The sequence below is a fragment of the Coleofasciculus sp. G1-WW12-02 genome (genome assembly GCF_040219735.1).
In the GTDB taxonomy this organism is placed as follows: domain Bacteria; phylum Cyanobacteriota; class Cyanobacteriia; order Cyanobacteriales; family Coleofasciculaceae; genus Coleofasciculus.
Genome location: NZ_JAVJRX010000012.1, coordinates 20,170 through 36,935, shown reverse-complemented (window position 1 = coordinate 36,935; position 16,766 = coordinate 20,170). Strand labels below are relative to the sequence as shown.

The window sequence follows — 16,766 nt, the reverse complement described above, 5'->3', positions numbered from 1 at the left end:
GATGCAATAACGAGGCCTGCGATGACGATCTTCATTCTGACCCAGATTCTGTTTCCCCTTATCTTGATTGGGTGGTTGGCTTTTGTGCCGCCCCGCAATCTACTGGGTATTGGGATTCAATCCCTGATGACGGCGATCGCCCTAGTTGCGATCGCCCGTATGGGCATCTGGGTCTTTCCGCCTTGGTGGACGCCCTATCTCTATGGGGTGCTGTTTATACTGGCGTTGGCGTTGGGGTTTCTGAGGCATCAGCCAAAGCGCCGGATGCCATTAAGCTGGCCGGGCTGGGTGATGATTGTGGGCTTCGTGGCCTTTGGAGCGTATGCAGGCAATGAGGCAGCCCGCAGTTGGACGGGGCAGTTTCCTGCTGCTGCGCCTGCTGTTGACCTCACCTTTCCGTTGCGTGGTGACAATTTTTTGATCGTCAATGGCGGTAGCGATATTCGCATCAATGCCCACCTAAAAACTTTAGACGAGTCAGTACCGCGTTTTCGAGACTACCGGGGCCAAAGTTACGGCACCGATATCATTCAGGTTAATCGGTGGGGGTTGCGATCGCGCGGCATCATTCCTAAGCACCCTGCGGCGTACTTGATCTACGGCGCGCCGGTGTTCGCTCCCTGTGCAGGTCAGGTGGTGCAGGCGATCGATGGCTTCCCAGATATGACCATCCCAGAGATTGACCTGGTCAACCGGGCTGGAAATCATGTGATTCTGCGCTGCGGTGCGTTCGAGGTCATCCTGGCCCATTTTCGTCCCCAGAGTCTCGTGGTGCAATCGGGCATGGCCGTTGCAGTCGGGGACGCCATTGCCAAGGTCGGCAATTCTGGGGCTAGCGCCGAACCCCACCTTCATATTCACGCCCAGCGACCGGGATCTTTAGCCATGCCCCTGTCAGGCGACCCATTGCCGGTGCGCTTCAATGGCCGCTTTCTCACTCGCAGCAATCGTGTGACCACGCCACCTCCAGAGACTGAACCATGACTCATGCACAATCCGCCCAATTCAAGGAATTGGTGCGCTATGGCACCCTCGCCCCTTCCAGTCACAACACCTAGTGCTGGCGGTTTCAGATAGACGATCAGTCCATTACGATTCTGCCGGACTTATTACAGCGATGCCCGTGGAGGAAGCTGGTTTGCGGCCTAATTTCGTTAAGGCTTTGGAGCTAGCAGACTCGATCTGGTGGTGCGGTTTGGCAGGGGTTCAAAGATGCCTAGGTCGCTCCGGCGATCGCTTGAGTCTGTGCTGGTTTGAGAGCATTCCATCTAAAAAATATCCCTGTCAAGGCCACTTGTAATGAAAAAACATCCTGTAACTTGGTTCTACATCTTAGCGTTTAGCTTCTCATGGCTTGGCATGATATCAGCAGCCTTAGGCTCGCGAGATATTGCCCCATTTGACAGTCCTTACTTTCAGTTGTTTTCCATCTTTTATGCCGTTGGACCTGCGCTTGCGGCTGTTATTGTGTCACAAGTGGCCTATGGGAAGACAGGGGTGCAAGAATTTGATAAGGGGCTTATTCAATGGCGGGTTGGTCTAGTCTGGTACATCGTAGCGGTGCTGGGTCCTGTTGTTCTTTTAATTGCGGCACAAGTCGTCACAAAATTACTTAGCTTGCCCGTAACAATCGCAGTGCCACAAGGCAATTTATCTTTCTTCGCCATTTTTGGTTTCGTGATTAATTTCTTCGCCAATACCTGTGAAGAAATTGGGTGGCGTGGTTTCGCATTGCCACGATTGCAGAAACGACATAATGCCTTGACTGCCACCCTCATAGTGGGCATATTGTGGGGTTTTTGGCATTTGCCGCTTGTCTTTTTGGTAGGCAACCCGATGTCTGAGTTTCCTTTCCTCTGGTTCATCATGATCGTGACCAATGCTTTTATCTATACTTGGATTTACAACAGTACTAAAGGCAGTATTTTGCTCGTGGCACTTTTTCATGGTTCGCTGAACATATTTGGAGCATTTATACCTGGAGTGTCTGCTATCTCGTATGTCCTTCTGAATTGTGTGGTGGCTATCATCCTGATCGCCGTGTTTGGAAGAACGAATCTCTCTCGCCGAAAAAGAGTTTGTGCAGGCTAAAATCTGGTTCCAACTAACCGTTAGGCTCCTGAGTGATTAACACAATGGTCTTGGGCCTGCTGGCTGCTGTCTTCGGTTGTTAGACCACAGTTGCCCACCTTAGGTATGGTGCTGTTTATCGCGGGGATTTTTGGCCCCGGTATCGCGGCGATCTCTGTGGTGAGGTATGCCAGTGGACAGAACGGGCTGCATAGTTGGCTCTGGCGTTCTATTCAATGGCGGCTTGGCTGGCGCTGGCTGGCTCTCTCGTTTTTCTTGCCTCTGGCAGTCATGGCGCTGGCCGCCGCTGTGCACATTGCCCTGGGCATTCCATCCGATGACAAGGAACTTCCCCGAAATCATTACCAGTCCGAGTCTTCACCGACAACCGATCGCCCAGTCAATCGACATAGCTGGTCAGTTTTACAACGTAATTTTTCAATTTGTTAAGGCTTTGGTAACTCTTGTATCATCCTCACTACAATCGTGAGTTGGTTGGGCGAGATGAGCTATGGTAAGAAAAACCAAGCAATCCTTAAGTAATTCTTAAAGGAGTCGTGCTCTTTGCGGGATCGCGACACAGCGCTGGAAAACCAGCTTTATTTCTCGGCTGCTGCAATTTTACCTAAGGAAGGAGATTGTATGAACCCCACAATGATGCGTCAGTTGTGGTCTTTAATTGAAACGACTCAAACTAACCTGCTACTGAAACTTGACGATGCCAGTCTCGTTCAGTGGATACTCAAGCAACTCAAACAAGAGCGAGGTCTCAATTCTGAGGAAATGCATATTTTGAATGAGTACCTCTATAATCGCTTGTCTCTGATCCGGGATCTGGCAGAGCAACGGTATGCGACGAATCACTCGTCATCCTAGTGCAGCTTGGCTGAAATACCCATCAGTCAACAAAAGACGCCATGACAGGGTGACAGGGTGACGGACACAAAGAAGATTCAGGTGGGCAACAGCACTCTCTTGATAACCTGAGCATTTCCAGGTTTATTGCTCTTGCCCACCCTGCTTAAAATTGAATTGGCTTATTCTCAACTTTTATTAAAAAATATTTCGGTAAATTACTAAGTGTTTCCTGAAGAGCCAACGCCAAGTTGCCGCCAATCCCGCGAATGACAAAGGGAATCTGTTTCAGTTTGTATCCGTCTTGTCAGATTGAGACAAGGGGTTTAGACTTTGATCAGGACACAGAAGAAGACTTACATGTCAACATTCGGTTAATGGATCTCAGCTTAAATAGGTTCCTCATCCCCCTCAAATATTAAGCTTTTTTAAAAGGTAGACCTGATACAGAAACCGAGGTTATTATTGACTACACTTAATGAGAATTACTTTTAACAAGTTGCAGAATTCGCTTCCCATCATCGGAGTCAAGAAGATATGGAATGTCACAAATGTCAAAACACTTGCCACCACAAGCCCAGTAGAGGGAGTGGCTGGAAATGGTGGGGAAAACCGCCGCAACCATCACCTCTGAAAACTGAACCCATTCCCCAAGTGGCTTTGGTGGGAACGCCCAATGTGGGTAAAAGTGTTCTGTTTAATGCCCTTACGGGTACTTATGTTACCGTCTCCAATTATCCCGGTACAACAGTGGAAGTCTCTAGGGGTCAGATGACGGTTGGGGATCGCCCGTTTGCGGTGGTGGATACGCCGGGAATGTATTCCCTACTCCCGATTACCGAAGAGGAAAAAGTATCGCGGGATTTATTACTCAGCGAAACCGTAGACTTGGTGATTCATGTCGTCGATGCCAAAAACTTAGGGCGGATGCTTCCCCTGACGTTTCAGCTCATTGAAGCGGGTTTGCCGGTGCTGTTAGCTGTCAACATGATCGATGAAGCCCAACAACTGGGGATTGAGATTCACCGGGATCATCTGGAAATGGAATTAGGGATTCCGGTTGTGACTATGGCGGCTGCACTAAATATTGGTTTACGAGATTTGAAATATAAGGTGGGTGATTATGTTAAGTCAGGTTGCTTATCCGGAACCTATTGAGGTTGCGATCGCGAAACTGGAATCGCTGCTATCCCGGCTGTCGCTATCCCAGGATTATCCTTTGTCTCGGCGCAGTATTGCCTTACTCCTGTTGCAAAAAGATCCCGCACTTTGGCAACAACTTCAGATTCAGGAGACAGAAGCGGAAATTAAAGCCGCGATCGCAGATGCTGAGAGTCAGTTGGATGAACCGCTAATCGCGGCTATTGCCAAGGCGCGTCAGCAACGGGCGTGGGCGATCGAACAACATGTCCTCAGCGAATCGAACCAGGGGAAAACCCCGTTAACGGAACGACTGCACCAACTCACGGTGAATCCTTGGACAGGATTTCCGATTTTGCTGGCAATTCTTTATTACGGGGTTTACAAATTTGTCGGCGAATTCGGGGCGGGGACGATGGTGGATACCATTGAAACCTTTTTTGAAACATATATTAATCCCGTTGTCAACCAAACAGTAGCGGTAATTTTGCCCTGGCAACCCTTACAAGATTTAATTGCCAACGACTACGGAATTATTACCCTGGGGATTCGCTATGCGGTGGCGATTGTCTTACCTGTTGTTGCCACATTCTTTTTCATGTTTTCCTTCCTGGAAGACAGTGGCTATCTGCCGCGATTATCCCTGATGCTGGATAACCTGTTTAAGGCGATCGGGTTATCGGGGCGGGCGGTGATTCCGATTGTGTTGGGATTGGGCTGTGACACCATGGCAACATTGGTCACCCGCACCCTGGAAACGACAAGGGAACGATTAATTGCCACATTTTTGTTATCCTTAGCCATTCCCTGTGCGGCACAGTGGGGGGTGATTGTGGGATTATTAGCCCAAAAACCCGCCGCGTTGTTGATTTGGGGTGGGGTTATTGGGGCAATTTTTATGGTTGCGGGGTATTTAACCGCCCGATTGCTTCCCGGAAAACCCGCTAGTTTTTACATGGAAATCCCCCCCTTGCGCTTTCCCAAACTACAAAACATTCTGGTTAAAACCTATCTCAGAATGAAGTGGTATTTTATGGAAATTCTGCCCCTATTTATTTGGGCATCGGTGATTATTTGGTTTGGGCGTTTGACGGGGTTGTTTGGATGGATTATTCAGGGAATTGAGCCGATTGCTTTAGGGTTAGGATTGCCCAGAGAAGCTGCGCCGATCTTTTTATATGGTTTCTTCCGGCGGGATTACGGCGCGGCTGGATTATTTGATATGCAACAGCAGGGTATTTTTACGGGGAATCAGTTGGTGGTGACAGCGATTGTGTTAACCCTGTTTTTACCTTGTATTGCCCAACTGCAAGTGATGTTGAAAGAGCGAGGGGCGAAAGTAACTTGGGCGATTGTGGCGTTTATTTTTCCCTTTGCCTTTTTTGTGGGATATTTGGTTAATGGTTTGTTAAATGGATTAGGAGTAACGATTTAAATGATTGCACTAGCATCGGTTAAACGGGGAAATAGCGGCACCGTTGCTGCGTTAAAGACGAAGGATGAGATGACGTTGCAGAAGTTGATGGCGATGGGGATTAGTCCTGGAATGCCGATTCTGTTGGAGCAGCGGTTTCCTTCTTATATTATTAAGGTGGGCAGAACTCGTGCGGCGTTGGATCGGGAAATGGCAAAGGTGATTTATTTGCATCGGTAAGGGGGCAAAGGATACCTGGTTTAGGGTGATTTTGGGGATAGTTAGATTAACGAGGAGAGGGTGTGGCATTGCCGTGTCTCTACCCTAGACAAACCCCTCCCTAACCCTCCCCTGCAAGGGGAGGGAACTCTAATTGATTTAGAGGGGGTAGGGGATGCGATCGCGCATTATTTACTCAGTTGAGAACGGGCAGTTAAAGGGATGTCTGTGGGATTGGATCAGGATCTATATTGATGATGAGAGGGCATGGCACTGCCATGCCCCTACCGTAATTCAAGAGATGGTTGATGGGGTAGGGACACGATACTATCGTGTCCTTAAACGTTGGGGTTTAAACGTTTAGTTCATGATTATTTAGGTGGGATTGATTTAGAGGGGGTAGGGGATGCGATCGCGCATTATTTACTCAGTTGAGAACGGGCAGTTAAAGGGCTTTCTGTGGGATTGGATTAGGATCTATATTGATGATGAGAGGGCATGGCAGTGCCATGCCCCTACCGTAATTCAAGAGATGGTTGATGGGGTAGGGACACGATACTATCGTGTCCTTAAGGCTGTGATGTCAACTATATGACCATACATCTGATGAAATAGTGACAAATATCAATTATATTTTTTAAATTATTAGCTAATATATTAATGATTTGTGAATAAAAATTGCAGAGAGTGAATTAACCGTCCTTAAGGTTTTACAGTAGAAATGCCTAACTACCAATCAAGATTTCTGAGGCATGAGCATGGTAAATCTGGACAGCCGATGGGACGCTATCGCAGGCTACGCCAGTTATGATAACTCCCAGGATTTCAATCAGGCAAACCTGTCAGGGAACAAGGCTGTACCCTCTGGGAGAATCCATTGTCGCGTGGTGCATTCGATTCCCGGACGGGTGCGATTTCGCGTACCCCGGTTGGCAGATGATGCCGATTATGCCCATCGTTTAGAAGCGTTGATGGCGTCCCAAGATGGGGTGATTCAGGTGCGTGTGCGTCGTCCCGCCGCCTCTATTGTAATTGCCTATAACAATCAACAGCTATCCGATGTTCAGATGCGTCGGGTGTTGCTTTCGTTGATTCAAACATCAGGAAAACAAGATAGGGAGCACAGGAGCCAATTTGTAGGGGCGGGTTTGACCGATAACATTACCCAAGAAACCGCTAACTTAACTAAACCCGCCCTAGTTGGGGAGTCCCAATCCTCAAATCCCAATCCCCAATCACTAGACGAAAATGACTGGTCTGAACTCAAACGTCCCGCCCTAGCTACCCTCCTCGCCCTGCTAGGGGGCCCGTTGCGCCTCCCCATTCCTCAATCTCTGGTGGCGGGTTCTGTCGCGGTTGCGGGATTACCTGTGGCGAAACGTGCCATCGCTAGTTTGCTGGGGGAACACCGACTCACTATCGATTGCTTGGATTTGGTAGCGATTACTCTGTCCTCAATTCAGGGAAACTGGCTGACTCCCGCCCTGATGATGACACTCCATGAACTAGGAGATATTATCCGCGATCGCACGGCTCGTTCAACTCATGCCAAAGCCACAGATTTACTCGATTCTATCGGACAATATGCTTGGATGGACTGTAACGGTGAAAAACAGCAGGTTCCCTTAACTCAGGTACAACCTGGAGACACCGTAATAGTATATCCGGGGGAACAAATTCCCGTCGATGGCGTGGTGTTGCGGGGAAATGCCACGATTGATCAACAGAAACTCACCGGGGAATCCATGCCTGTGGTACGAGAAGCAGGACAAACCGTCTATGCATCCACATTAGTGCGATCGGGGGAATTATATATCAAAGTGGAACGGGTTGGGGCAGATACCTGTGCCGGTGCGAGTATTCAGTTGGTGCAGCAAGCCCCCGTCCATGATACCCGTATGGAAAATTATGCCGCACAACTGGCAGAACGGTCAATTATGCCCGCGTTTCTCCTCGCCACTGGGGTTTGGGCAATTACTCGTAACCCCGCCAGAGCAGCGTCTATCCTCACCCTGGATTTTGTCACCGGGATGCGCGTCTCCATTCCCACCACCTTTCTCGCCGCCCTCACCCATGCCACTCGCCATGGTATTTTAATCCGTTCGGGACGGGCATTGGAACAACTTGCCCAGGTGGATACAATTGTTTTCGATAAGACAGGAACCTTAACTCAGGGGAATATTCAAGTTGTTGCGGTGGAAACTGTAACCAATCGCTTGTCGGCACAACGTATCTTAGAACTTGCAGCAGCAGCAGAACAACGGTTGACTCATCCAGTGGCTGAAGCGGTAATGCGTCATGTAGAGGAGAAGGGTATAGATATTTTACCTCGTGGTGAGTGGGATTATGAAGTCGGATTAGGTGTGCGGGCGGAAATTGACGGTGAGAGAGTATTAGTAGGCAGCGATCGCTTTTTGCGGCAAGCTGGGATTAGTGTGGATTGTTTTTATGATCAACATCCCTGTTGTCGTCAACTCTGGGGGTGTCAGCAAGATTGTCCCATTTCTGCCGATTCTTCGCTGATTTATGTGGCTTGTGAGGATGAATTCCAAGGGGTGATTCAATATAAAGATCCCTTACGCTTAGAAAGCCGCCGGGTGATTCATCAGTTGCAACATGAGTATGGTATGGAGATTCATCTTTTAACGGGGGATAGCCAAACCAAAGCCATCGCCGTGGCGCAGGAATTAGATATTCCCTTGTCTCAGGTTCACGCCGAAGCCTTCCCCCAAACCAAAGCTGATGTGGTACGTCGGTTAAAAGCAGAGGGGAAAACCTTAGCGTTTACGGGAGATGGGTTAAATGATTCCGTGGCGCTAGCTTATGCGGATGTATCGATTTCCTTTGGCGATGGTTCAGCCGTAGCGAGGGAAACGGCGGATGTAGTGCTAATGGAGAATGGTTTAGCCAGTGTACTGGATGCGATCGCGATTGCCAAGCAAACCCGGGGAATTGTCCAGCAGAATACCGCCCTAGCTGTCACTCCTAACCTAGCCGCCTTGGGACTGGCTTCAACAGTGGGACTTCATCCCCTGGTTGCCACAGGGGTGCATAATGGGAGTGCGATCGTAGCTGGATTAAATGCGCTAAGACCATTAATGCATCGGGATTAGGGATTGTTTGTAGTAGGCACTTTAGTGCCCTAAAATGCCTACTACGAATAGGTCATATTATGTCCGGATGATTGCTGCTTTAGCAACGATAGGGGGAAAACCCGCCCCTACACAACCAATGTAGAGACGTTGCATGCAACGTCTCTACACCCTATAAGGTAAGCAAGATAGGCGTTAAAACTTATTGGTTTCAGATGGTGAACTACCTGATCCCGGTTGGTTGAGGAAGAAGTTATCCTCTGCCTCATTCTGGTAGATACAGTCAATTTTCGGCTTACCTTCCAACGGACCAGTGAAGCCAAAGGTATTCATCCGGTTCTTACACTCATTCACTTGCTCCGAGGAAACCAGGTTCTGTTTCTCTAAAATTGCCCAGTTGTTCCGGCGCAAAACACATCCGGGGCGCATACTCGGCTGAGTTACGTAAACGTTAAAGGGGTTGAGGGTGACAAAAACCCGCATATCTGTGACCATAGCGCTGGCACCATACTGGATACACAATTCCGGATTGGGCGCACTGCGGTCAATCGCTTCACGGGATGCCACATTTTCCAGATTGGGACTGGCTGTGGAACTAAAAGCAATCCCGACACCAATTCCCAGGATAAAAATCCCGCCGATAATGGCTAGGGTGGTGGCGTTCAGGATAGAAGCGATGGGGGATTTAGCGGGTGAGGTATCACGAGCGGAAGATTTAGATCGACGTGCCATAGGGGTTCAATTAACTTTGGTAAAATTGCAGGGAGGGATTAGAGGGAGATAAAATACCAGAAGGTTAGGTTTAAGATACTATACAGCAGCTAAGTCTATTTTACGGGCATGAAAATCTCACAGAATTGTCCTCCTTCTAGTATGCCTAATAATCTAGGGACACGACATGTCGTACCTCTACGCCCACGACTCATCCCTAATTCGCCATCACAAAATTAGAAAAACTGAGTTGATTGACCTGGTGCCATCGGTAAATCTGTTCGCGAAAGCCCTTCCACTGCTCGTAAACCTCTTTAAAGGTACTATCTTGGGCTGCATTTTCCTCATATATCTCAAAGGATGCCTTCTGAGCCGCCTGCATAATCTCTGGAGAATAGGGCATTAGCTTTGTGCCAGTGTCCAGCAGTTTTCCCAGGGCTTGTTGATTTAAGGCGTCATACTGTGCCAGCATATTCAGGTTGGCGTCCATCGCTGCCGTTTTGAAGACTTCCTGATACTCTTTGGGCAATTTATCCCATTCTGCCTTATTCACCTGTACTTCTAAGGTCGCTCCGGGTTCCCACCAGCCGGGATAGTAGTAGAGTTGAGCCGCTTGATGCAAGCCTAGCTTCTCATCATCATAGGGACCTACCCATTCAGCCGCGTCAATCGCCCCCCGTTCTAGTGCGAGGTAAATCTCACCACCGGGTAAGACTTGTGCGTTGACCCCTAACCGAGACATCACGTCACCTCCTAACCCAGGGATACGCATGGTCAATCCCTTGAGTTCCGCCACCGAGTTGACTTCTCGCTTAAACCAGCCGCCCATCTGAGTCCCCGTATTCCCAGCCGGAAAGCTAATCACGCCGAAGTCACTATAAAGCTTGTGCATCGCCTCTAAACCACCGCCGTGATATAACCAGGCATTCTGTTGTTGGGCGTCTAAACCAAAGGGAACAGTAGTGCCAAACGCCAAGGCGGGATTTTTGCCAATGTAATAATAGCTAGCGGTATGACCACATTGCACGGTTCCGGTTTGTACCGCATCTAGCACCTGCAATCCCGGTACAATCTCACCCGCTGCAAAGGGCGTAATCGTGAAACGTCCATTCGTCATTTCACTCACACGCTGACTCATGGTTTGGGCGCCGCCAAAAATAGTATCCAAAGATTTGGGCCAACTCGTTGCCATGCGCCATCGAATTCTAGGTTGGCTACCACTTTGTGCCACTGAACTGGTGGTAGTTTGGCGACAACCCCCTAAGGCGGCGGTGCCCGTTGCACCAATGACAGCATTCCCGACAAATTTTCTGCGTTTCATGATTTTGCCCGTTGCACCAAATTGATTAGTGATTTCCCCAGCCTGTCCTTGGGATTTTGGGAATCTGGGATACTTTCTATCTGCAAACCCTGATTCTATCAGAGCTAGTCACCCGGTAGAGAAGTTGGGGACAATGTCTCTAAAAAGTCATCAGCCCTAAGTTATACATCAAAAAATGACAAGTTTTATAAATTGTAGTTATTTATAAAACTTAAATTGCCCATGACTTGGTTTGTCTTTGCTATCCTAACCGCTATTTTCACATCGCTCTTGGATGTCACCAGCAAGCATGGCTTAAAAACCATCAATGTTTATGTTGTGTCGTGGTCATTAATTACTTTTACGCTTCCCTTGTTGCTGCCTATTTTATTTTTTATTGACATCCCTGATCTAGGAAATCACTTTGGAGTTGCCTTACTTGTTAGTGGTAGTCTCAATGTCATTGCGATCATTTTATATATTAAAGCGATCAAGGTTGCCGATTTATCAATAACGGTTCCTTTAATTACGTTCACCCCCCTGTTTCTGCTAGCCACTTCTCCCCTGATTGTCCAAGAATATCCTACGGTCATGGATGCCATCGGCATAGTTTTGATCGTAGCAGGGTCTTATACTTTAAAGTTGAATGAAAAAGAGCAGGGTTACTTTGATCCCTTTAAATCTCTCTTCCGGGAAAAGGGACCAAAGCTGATGCTCCTGGTGGCATTTATTTGGAGTATTACCGCCAATGTTGACAAGATTGGAGTGCAAAATTCTTCACCAACTTTTTGGGCGATCGCAAACTATTCGTTTATTGCCACAGCGATGACACCGATCCTGCTGTATAAGGCTTACAATCACTTAAAGCAAATCCCCCAAAATTTAATCCCCTTGATACCTATTGGACTCTTTCACGCTATGGCTCTCCTCTTCCAAATGCAGGCGATTGATATGACAATAGTCGCTCATGTCATTTCCATCAAGCGCATTAGTGTTTTCTTCAGTGTACTCCTGGGACATTTTATTTTTCATGAAGAAGGTATAAAAGAACGGTCAATCGGCGCAGCAATTATGATTGTCGGGGTTGTGTTCATTACACTCTGAGCAACAATTAATTGAGTCGATTCACTCTGCCTTTCTGTCTTCGGAGTCTCTCTATTCGGCGAAGTTCATTCCGATAAAATAAGATGCCCCCTGCCAGGATACCTGGTAAATGTCTGGAAACATGTAACTAATGCATCAGTATTTGGGGGGGGATTTGATGCTGGCTATCAAATTGCCACAAACTCTAGAGAGAAGAAAAAAAGCGATGGTAGCCACAAATAAAAATATAGTTTACGATCAATGTATAGGTTTGTAAATAGACCAAAGAAAATAGAATCTCGGTAGATACCTGCCTGTCTAGCCGGATAGAACAGAAGTAAAGGTTTAAACAGGGTGTACTCAACGACAACCATCAAGGGTCTAAGCTAACACACATTTAAATATCTGCCTTGATATCCTGGTTTTTGCCGCGTGGGGACGTGGTTAATTGATTCCGCAATAAGGGCAAAAACCCATGAATATAGCAGATAAAATGTACAACCGCTCTCGTGGAACCAGTGAATCTAAACTTAGGATCACAAGTTGCCGAATAAAATCTTGATGGTAGTAATTTAGGCAGCACAAAACGTTGTAGCAGTCTAGGGAATCGCCAGTTGTGAAAATAGCATTGCTGATTGGGGTAAGTGAGTACGGTTATGGTTTTCATCCCGTACCCGGAGCCGTTAACGCTGTTGAAGCGATGCAACGAGTTTTGCAGTATTCTTTTGACGAGATAAAAACGCTCATCAATCCGAATCCTCCCGTGATGAGGGAAACCATGGAAACGTTATTTTCCCAGCGTTCAGAGGAAGATATCGTGTTGTTGTTTTTTTCGGGTCAATGTATTCAAGATTATAATGATACCCTATATTTAGGCACTGGCATCACTGCCACTCGCATGACTGATGATCATTCCCAAAAAGAATTAGTTAAGGCAACCGTTGTTCCGGCTAGTTTAATCCAGGATATACTTAAGCATAGTCCTTGTCCGCAGAATATCGTGATCATCGATGGTTACTGTAGCAATATTCTGGATTGGGAGATAAACACAAACGACTATAATGAAGTCGGGCTCAAAGAGCAACTGGCGGGTGAAAAGTGGGCGCTGCTGAGCTGTTTTAGTTCCATTCCCTATTTCAACCAATCAGAACTCTCTCAACCCTCAGATTACACTCGTTATTTAGTCGAGGGACTAGCAACGGGAATCGCTGATCGCAATCATGATGATTGGATTTGTGTTAGGGAACTTCATGACTATGTTTATCAGCAGCTTAAAATCGTTGCTCCCGCTTTAAAACCTAGGTTATATGCTAGCGAACCCTACCAAGCGATCGCACTGAGTCAAGTTCCTCTAAATCGCCTCACCCTGAAGTATCGCAAAGAAGCACAACGTTGGATTAGAGCGGGTGAAATTTCTGTCGGCGGTCGTTCAGCTCTTGATACATTAGCACAGAGTCTACAGCTTACCCCATCAGATTGTGCCGCGATAGAAGCACAAGTCTTAACCCCCTATCGGGAGTACCAGGAAAAATTACAGCGATACAAGCAAGCATTTCGGGAAGTATTCCGAGCCGACAATTCACTCAATTCCAAGTCTCGTAAACTCCTAAAAGATTTGCAACAGTCTTTAGGATTGAGAGATCAAGATATTAAAGGCATTGAAGAGTTAATCGTATCACAAAAGCAACCCCGGGAAACTCCCCCAGGGAATCCCGCCAATAATCGGGAAGCGGAGGGAACAGGGGGAGCCGAAATTAGAGCGTATCTGAGTCGGATTTCCTCCCCACTCATTCTGGATCAAAAAGAGGAATCCACACCCAGGGAGGAGTTACCCCCATCCGGGGATAACTTCCCACCCACTCAATCGGTTGCTCCCACAGCACCACCTGTCTCAGCCTCTGTACCTGTGGAGGTGTCATCTCAAGCCGAGGATAACTTCCCACCCACTCAATCGGTTGCTCCCACCACACCCACTATCTCAGTCTCTGTACCTGTGGAGGTTTCACCCCAAGCCGAGGATAACTTCCCACCCACTCAATCGGTTGCTCCCACCGCACCACCTCTTCCAGGCTCCACACCGAAAGAGGTTTCACCCCAACACCACCAGAGTGCGATCGCGCCCCCATCCCCTCCTGAGTCTATTCATCCTCAACCCACGACAGAATCGACGGTAGCCAATGGCGATCAACCCGCTCGACACTCCATAAAACCCGATTCTATCCCCGAATGGTATATGCAAACGCCAGAGGAACCGGAAACCCCTCCCACTTCTGGCGTCCAATTATCATCAAATCTCAACAATTTCTTAAATCCTGAACCGACGGTTTCCAAATCCCCTAAAAAACTCCTACTTTGGCTAGGAATTGGCGGCGGTTTAGCGACAGTAGTTCTACTGATTAGTTTATTTAATCGTGCTTCAGTACAACCGTTAACCGATTCAACGGATACCGTTGTATCCTCACCAACAACTTCTCCCACAGCGACAGAATCCCCAAAGGAGACTAATTCTAGTCCCTCACCGTCTCCCTCTCCAGAACCGGAAGCATCGCCAGAATCTCCGGCTTGTTCAGTTATTGTCACAGGAAATGTACGCTCTGATCCGGCATCATTTCGAGAGAATATCATCACCTATCTCACTAGAGAACAAGTATCGATAACTGGGAAACAAACTAAAGGCGGCTGGGTAGAAATTGAACTTCCCGATCAACGTCTGGCTTGGGCGCATAGGCAGGTAATCTTAGACGATGAGGATATAGATTCTTGTATGTTTGAACAAGGAATGACGATTCAAATCGTTCCGGATATTCCACCGCCGCCCGGTTTCTTTGATGACAATGACGAGGATGAAACGGATTGAACAACGGTAGAGATGTTCCGGCGGAACGTCTCTACGCCCTGATATCATTTCCTTAAGCTGTCACCCCTTTAAGTTGGGAATGGGTAGCCAGCAAGATGCTCCCATGACAAGGATTTTTTAGTTGTTGACATTAATTAAGCTAAAATAAAACAATGCCGTCTAAATCCTTCAATCGGTCTATATGAAAGCCAGCTACACCCTCAGTCAATCTTTAATTGCAGCAGAGAGTCCCTCGACTGTAGACTTACTGATTAGCTTTCAAGGATCTGAGTCAAATCAGGAGAAATCATCTCGTCGTCCGCTCAATCTCAGCTTAGTCTTAGATCGTTCGGGTTCAATGGCGGGAGAACCCCTGCGATATGCGATTAAAGCCGCACAAAATCTTATCGATCATCTCACCACCGATGACTTTGTTTCGGTGGTGATTTACGATGATACCGCCGAGGTGATTATTCCCCCAGAATTAGTTAGCGATAAAGCCGCCATTAAAACAAAAATTGGTAAAATTCGGGCAGGGGGCTGCACCAACTTAAGTGGCGGGTGGTTGTTGGGATGTCGTCAAGTTCAATCCCACCAAAGTCCGGAACGAATTAATCGAGTCTTACTCTTAACCGATGGATTGGCAAATTATGGGATTCAAGATCCACAAGTGCTGACGAAGACAGCACAAGAAAAAGCCGAAGCGAATATTGTGACCACAACTTTGGGGTTTGGTAATAATTTTAATGAAGATTTACTGATTAACATAGCCAATGCAGCCAGGGGGAATTTCTATTTCATTCAGTCTCCAGACGACGCCTCTCAAGTGTTTGAAATTGAGATGGAAAGTTTGGTTTCAGTTGTGGCGCAAAATCTGAGGGTGAGGCTACAGCCGGAAGAGTTTGTTGAAGTTGGGGAGATTTTAAATAACTATCGCTTTTCCCAGGCGGGTAATACGGTAGAGGTTTTCTTGGGTGATGTGTATGGCGTTGAACAAAAGCCCTTAGCGATTCCCTTAACGATTTCCCCGCAATCAAAATCTGGAATGAGGGCGATTGCTACTGTGACGTATGACTATCAAACGATTGTTGCAGGAAGTATCAAAGACATTAGCAATCAGTTTTCTATTACCTTAAACGTCGGTTCAGAAGAACAAGCCAAAAACATCCAACCCGATCCTAAGGTTTTGGAACAAACGTCTCAGTTAAGAATTGCTAAATTAAAAGATGAAGCCGTTTCCCTGGCGGATAAGGGAGACTTTCAACAAGCAGTGGCTAAACTGCGGGAAACTATCGAGGAACTCAAAGGCAAGACATTAGACGAATTCTTTGAAATTGCTGAAGAAATTGCCCAACTGGACTACTATGCCCAATGTCTAGAAAATCGGCGATTTGATCGGGCAATCCGCAAAGAAATGCGCGATCAATCCTATCAAACCAAAACCCGCGATCGCGAAGACTTAAAATTACGCGGAATTACAACAGGCGCAGCCAGTGGGTTAGAGGTGACGACTGATCCAGACGGTGGTGTTTTAGTTAAATGTGAACGGGCGGGTGGTAAACTCCGAGTGCGGGTCATTTCTGAGGGGTACAATCCTGATTTAAATGTGCAGTTTCCTCGCCGTATCCGCGAACAGGGTGTCACCTATATCGTAGATGAAATTACCCTATCCGCTAATAGTACGTTTTATCGCGCTTCAGGAAACATTCGCCGCCTGGTTAAACCCGGAGAAGAAACAAAATTTACCCAAAAAACAGCCCGCCCAGGGAAAGAATTACAAACCGCTAAAGCCCAAGGAACAGCGGCTGATTTAGAAACCACAGATACGGTGGGGGATGGGGTTTTGGTTCAATGTGTGAAGGATGGGAAAAAACTACGAGCCAGAGTGGTTTCTGATGGCTATAATCCCGACTACAACATCCGTTTTCCTCGCACGATTCGAGAGGAAGGACTATTATATGTGGTTGATGAGGTTAAGGAAAATCCCCAGGGAGGTTCTTATATTGCCTATGGGAAAATTCGTAAATTGGTTCAGTAGTTGTTGGG

Annotated in this window: 14 protein-coding genes; 12 read left to right on the top strand and 2 right to left on the bottom strand. The window is 47.4% G+C overall.

Annotated elements, in window-relative coordinates; genetic code table 11:
* The first annotated feature begins 21 nt into the window (after positions 1 to 21).
* From RID09_RS01650 to RID09_RS01610, 9 genes are all read left to right on the top strand, one after another.
* A complete protein-coding gene (locus RID09_RS01650; RefSeq protein ID WP_446334212.1) occupies positions 22 to 984 on the top strand; it encodes a peptidoglycan DD-metalloendopeptidase family protein in 963 nt (320 codons plus the stop codon).
* 315 nt (positions 985 to 1,299) lie between these two features.
* Positions 1,300 to 2,091: a CPBP family intramembrane glutamic endopeptidase gene (locus tag RID09_RS01645; protein WP_446334211.1), complete on the top strand. Its 792-nt coding sequence runs from the start codon at positions 1,300 to 1,302 to the stop codon at positions 2,089 to 2,091.
* A 105-nt stretch (positions 2,092 to 2,196) separates the two neighbouring features.
* A complete protein-coding gene (locus RID09_RS01640) occupies positions 2,197 to 2,520 on the top strand; it encodes a hypothetical protein (protein WP_446334210.1) in 324 nt (107 codons plus the stop codon).
* A gap of 192 nt (positions 2,521 to 2,712) precedes the next feature.
* The gene (locus RID09_RS01635) at positions 2,713 to 2,946 is read left to right on the top strand and encodes a hypothetical protein (RefSeq protein WP_446334240.1); all 234 of its coding nucleotides are present in this window, start codon (positions 2,713 to 2,715) and stop codon (positions 2,944 to 2,946) included.
* Positions 2,947 to 3,462: 516 nt separating this feature from the next.
* Positions 3,463 to 4,083, top strand: a complete 621-nt coding sequence (locus RID09_RS01630) for a FeoB small GTPase domain-containing protein (RefSeq protein WP_446334209.1) — start codon at positions 3,463 to 3,465, stop codon at positions 4,081 to 4,083.
* Positions 4,049 to 5,500, top strand: a complete 1,452-nt coding sequence (locus tag RID09_RS01625) for a nucleoside recognition domain-containing protein (protein ID WP_446334208.1) — start codon at positions 4,049 to 4,051, stop codon at positions 5,498 to 5,500. The genes RID09_RS01630 and RID09_RS01625 overlap by 35 nt, the downstream gene beginning before the upstream one ends.
* Positions 5,501 to 5,719 (top strand): FeoA family protein, encoded by a 219-nt coding sequence (locus tag RID09_RS01620; RefSeq protein WP_446334207.1) that lies wholly within the window; start codon positions 5,501 to 5,503, stop codon positions 5,717 to 5,719. It begins immediately after the preceding gene.
* A 60-nt stretch (positions 5,720 to 5,779) separates the two neighbouring features.
* Positions 5,780 to 5,902, top strand: a complete 123-nt coding sequence (locus RID09_RS01615; protein ID WP_446334206.1) for a hypothetical protein — start codon at positions 5,780 to 5,782, stop codon at positions 5,900 to 5,902.
* Between the two features lie 554 nt (positions 5,903 to 6,456).
* Entirely contained in the window at positions 6,457 to 8,811 is a 2,355-nt protein-coding gene (locus RID09_RS01610) for a heavy metal translocating P-type ATPase (RefSeq protein WP_446334205.1), read from the top strand.
* Between the two features lie 174 nt (positions 8,812 to 8,985).
* On the opposite strand, the gene RID09_RS01605 is transcribed toward RID09_RS01610, so the two are convergent.
* Positions 8,986 to 9,522, bottom strand: coding sequence for a DUF3172 domain-containing protein (locus RID09_RS01605; RefSeq protein WP_446334204.1), 537 nt, complete (start codon positions 9,520 to 9,522; stop codon positions 8,986 to 8,988).
* A 196-nt stretch (positions 9,523 to 9,718) separates the two neighbouring features.
* Entirely contained in the window at positions 9,719 to 10,822 is a 1,104-nt protein-coding gene (locus tag RID09_RS01600) for a TRAP transporter substrate-binding protein (RefSeq protein ID WP_446334203.1), read from the bottom strand.
* Between the two features lie 222 nt (positions 10,823 to 11,044).
* Here RID09_RS01600 and RID09_RS01595 point away from each other — a divergent pair, with 222 nt between their 5' ends.
* The 3 genes from RID09_RS01595 (at position 11,045) to RID09_RS01585 (ending at position 16,758) form a co-directional block, all read left to right on the top strand.
* Complete coding sequence (locus RID09_RS01595) at positions 11,045 to 11,905, top strand: EamA family transporter (RefSeq protein WP_446334202.1); 861 nt, start codon at positions 11,045 to 11,047, stop codon at positions 11,903 to 11,905.
* A 595-nt stretch (positions 11,906 to 12,500) separates the two neighbouring features.
* Entirely contained in the window at positions 12,501 to 14,741 is a 2,241-nt protein-coding gene (locus RID09_RS01590) for a caspase family protein (RefSeq protein ID WP_446334201.1), read from the top strand.
* 181 nt (positions 14,742 to 14,922) lie between these two features.
* Complete coding sequence (locus tag RID09_RS01585) at positions 14,923 to 16,758, top strand: vWA domain-containing protein (RefSeq protein ID WP_446334200.1); 1,836 nt, start codon at positions 14,923 to 14,925, stop codon at positions 16,756 to 16,758.
* Positions 16,759 to 16,766: the final 8 nt, after the last annotated feature.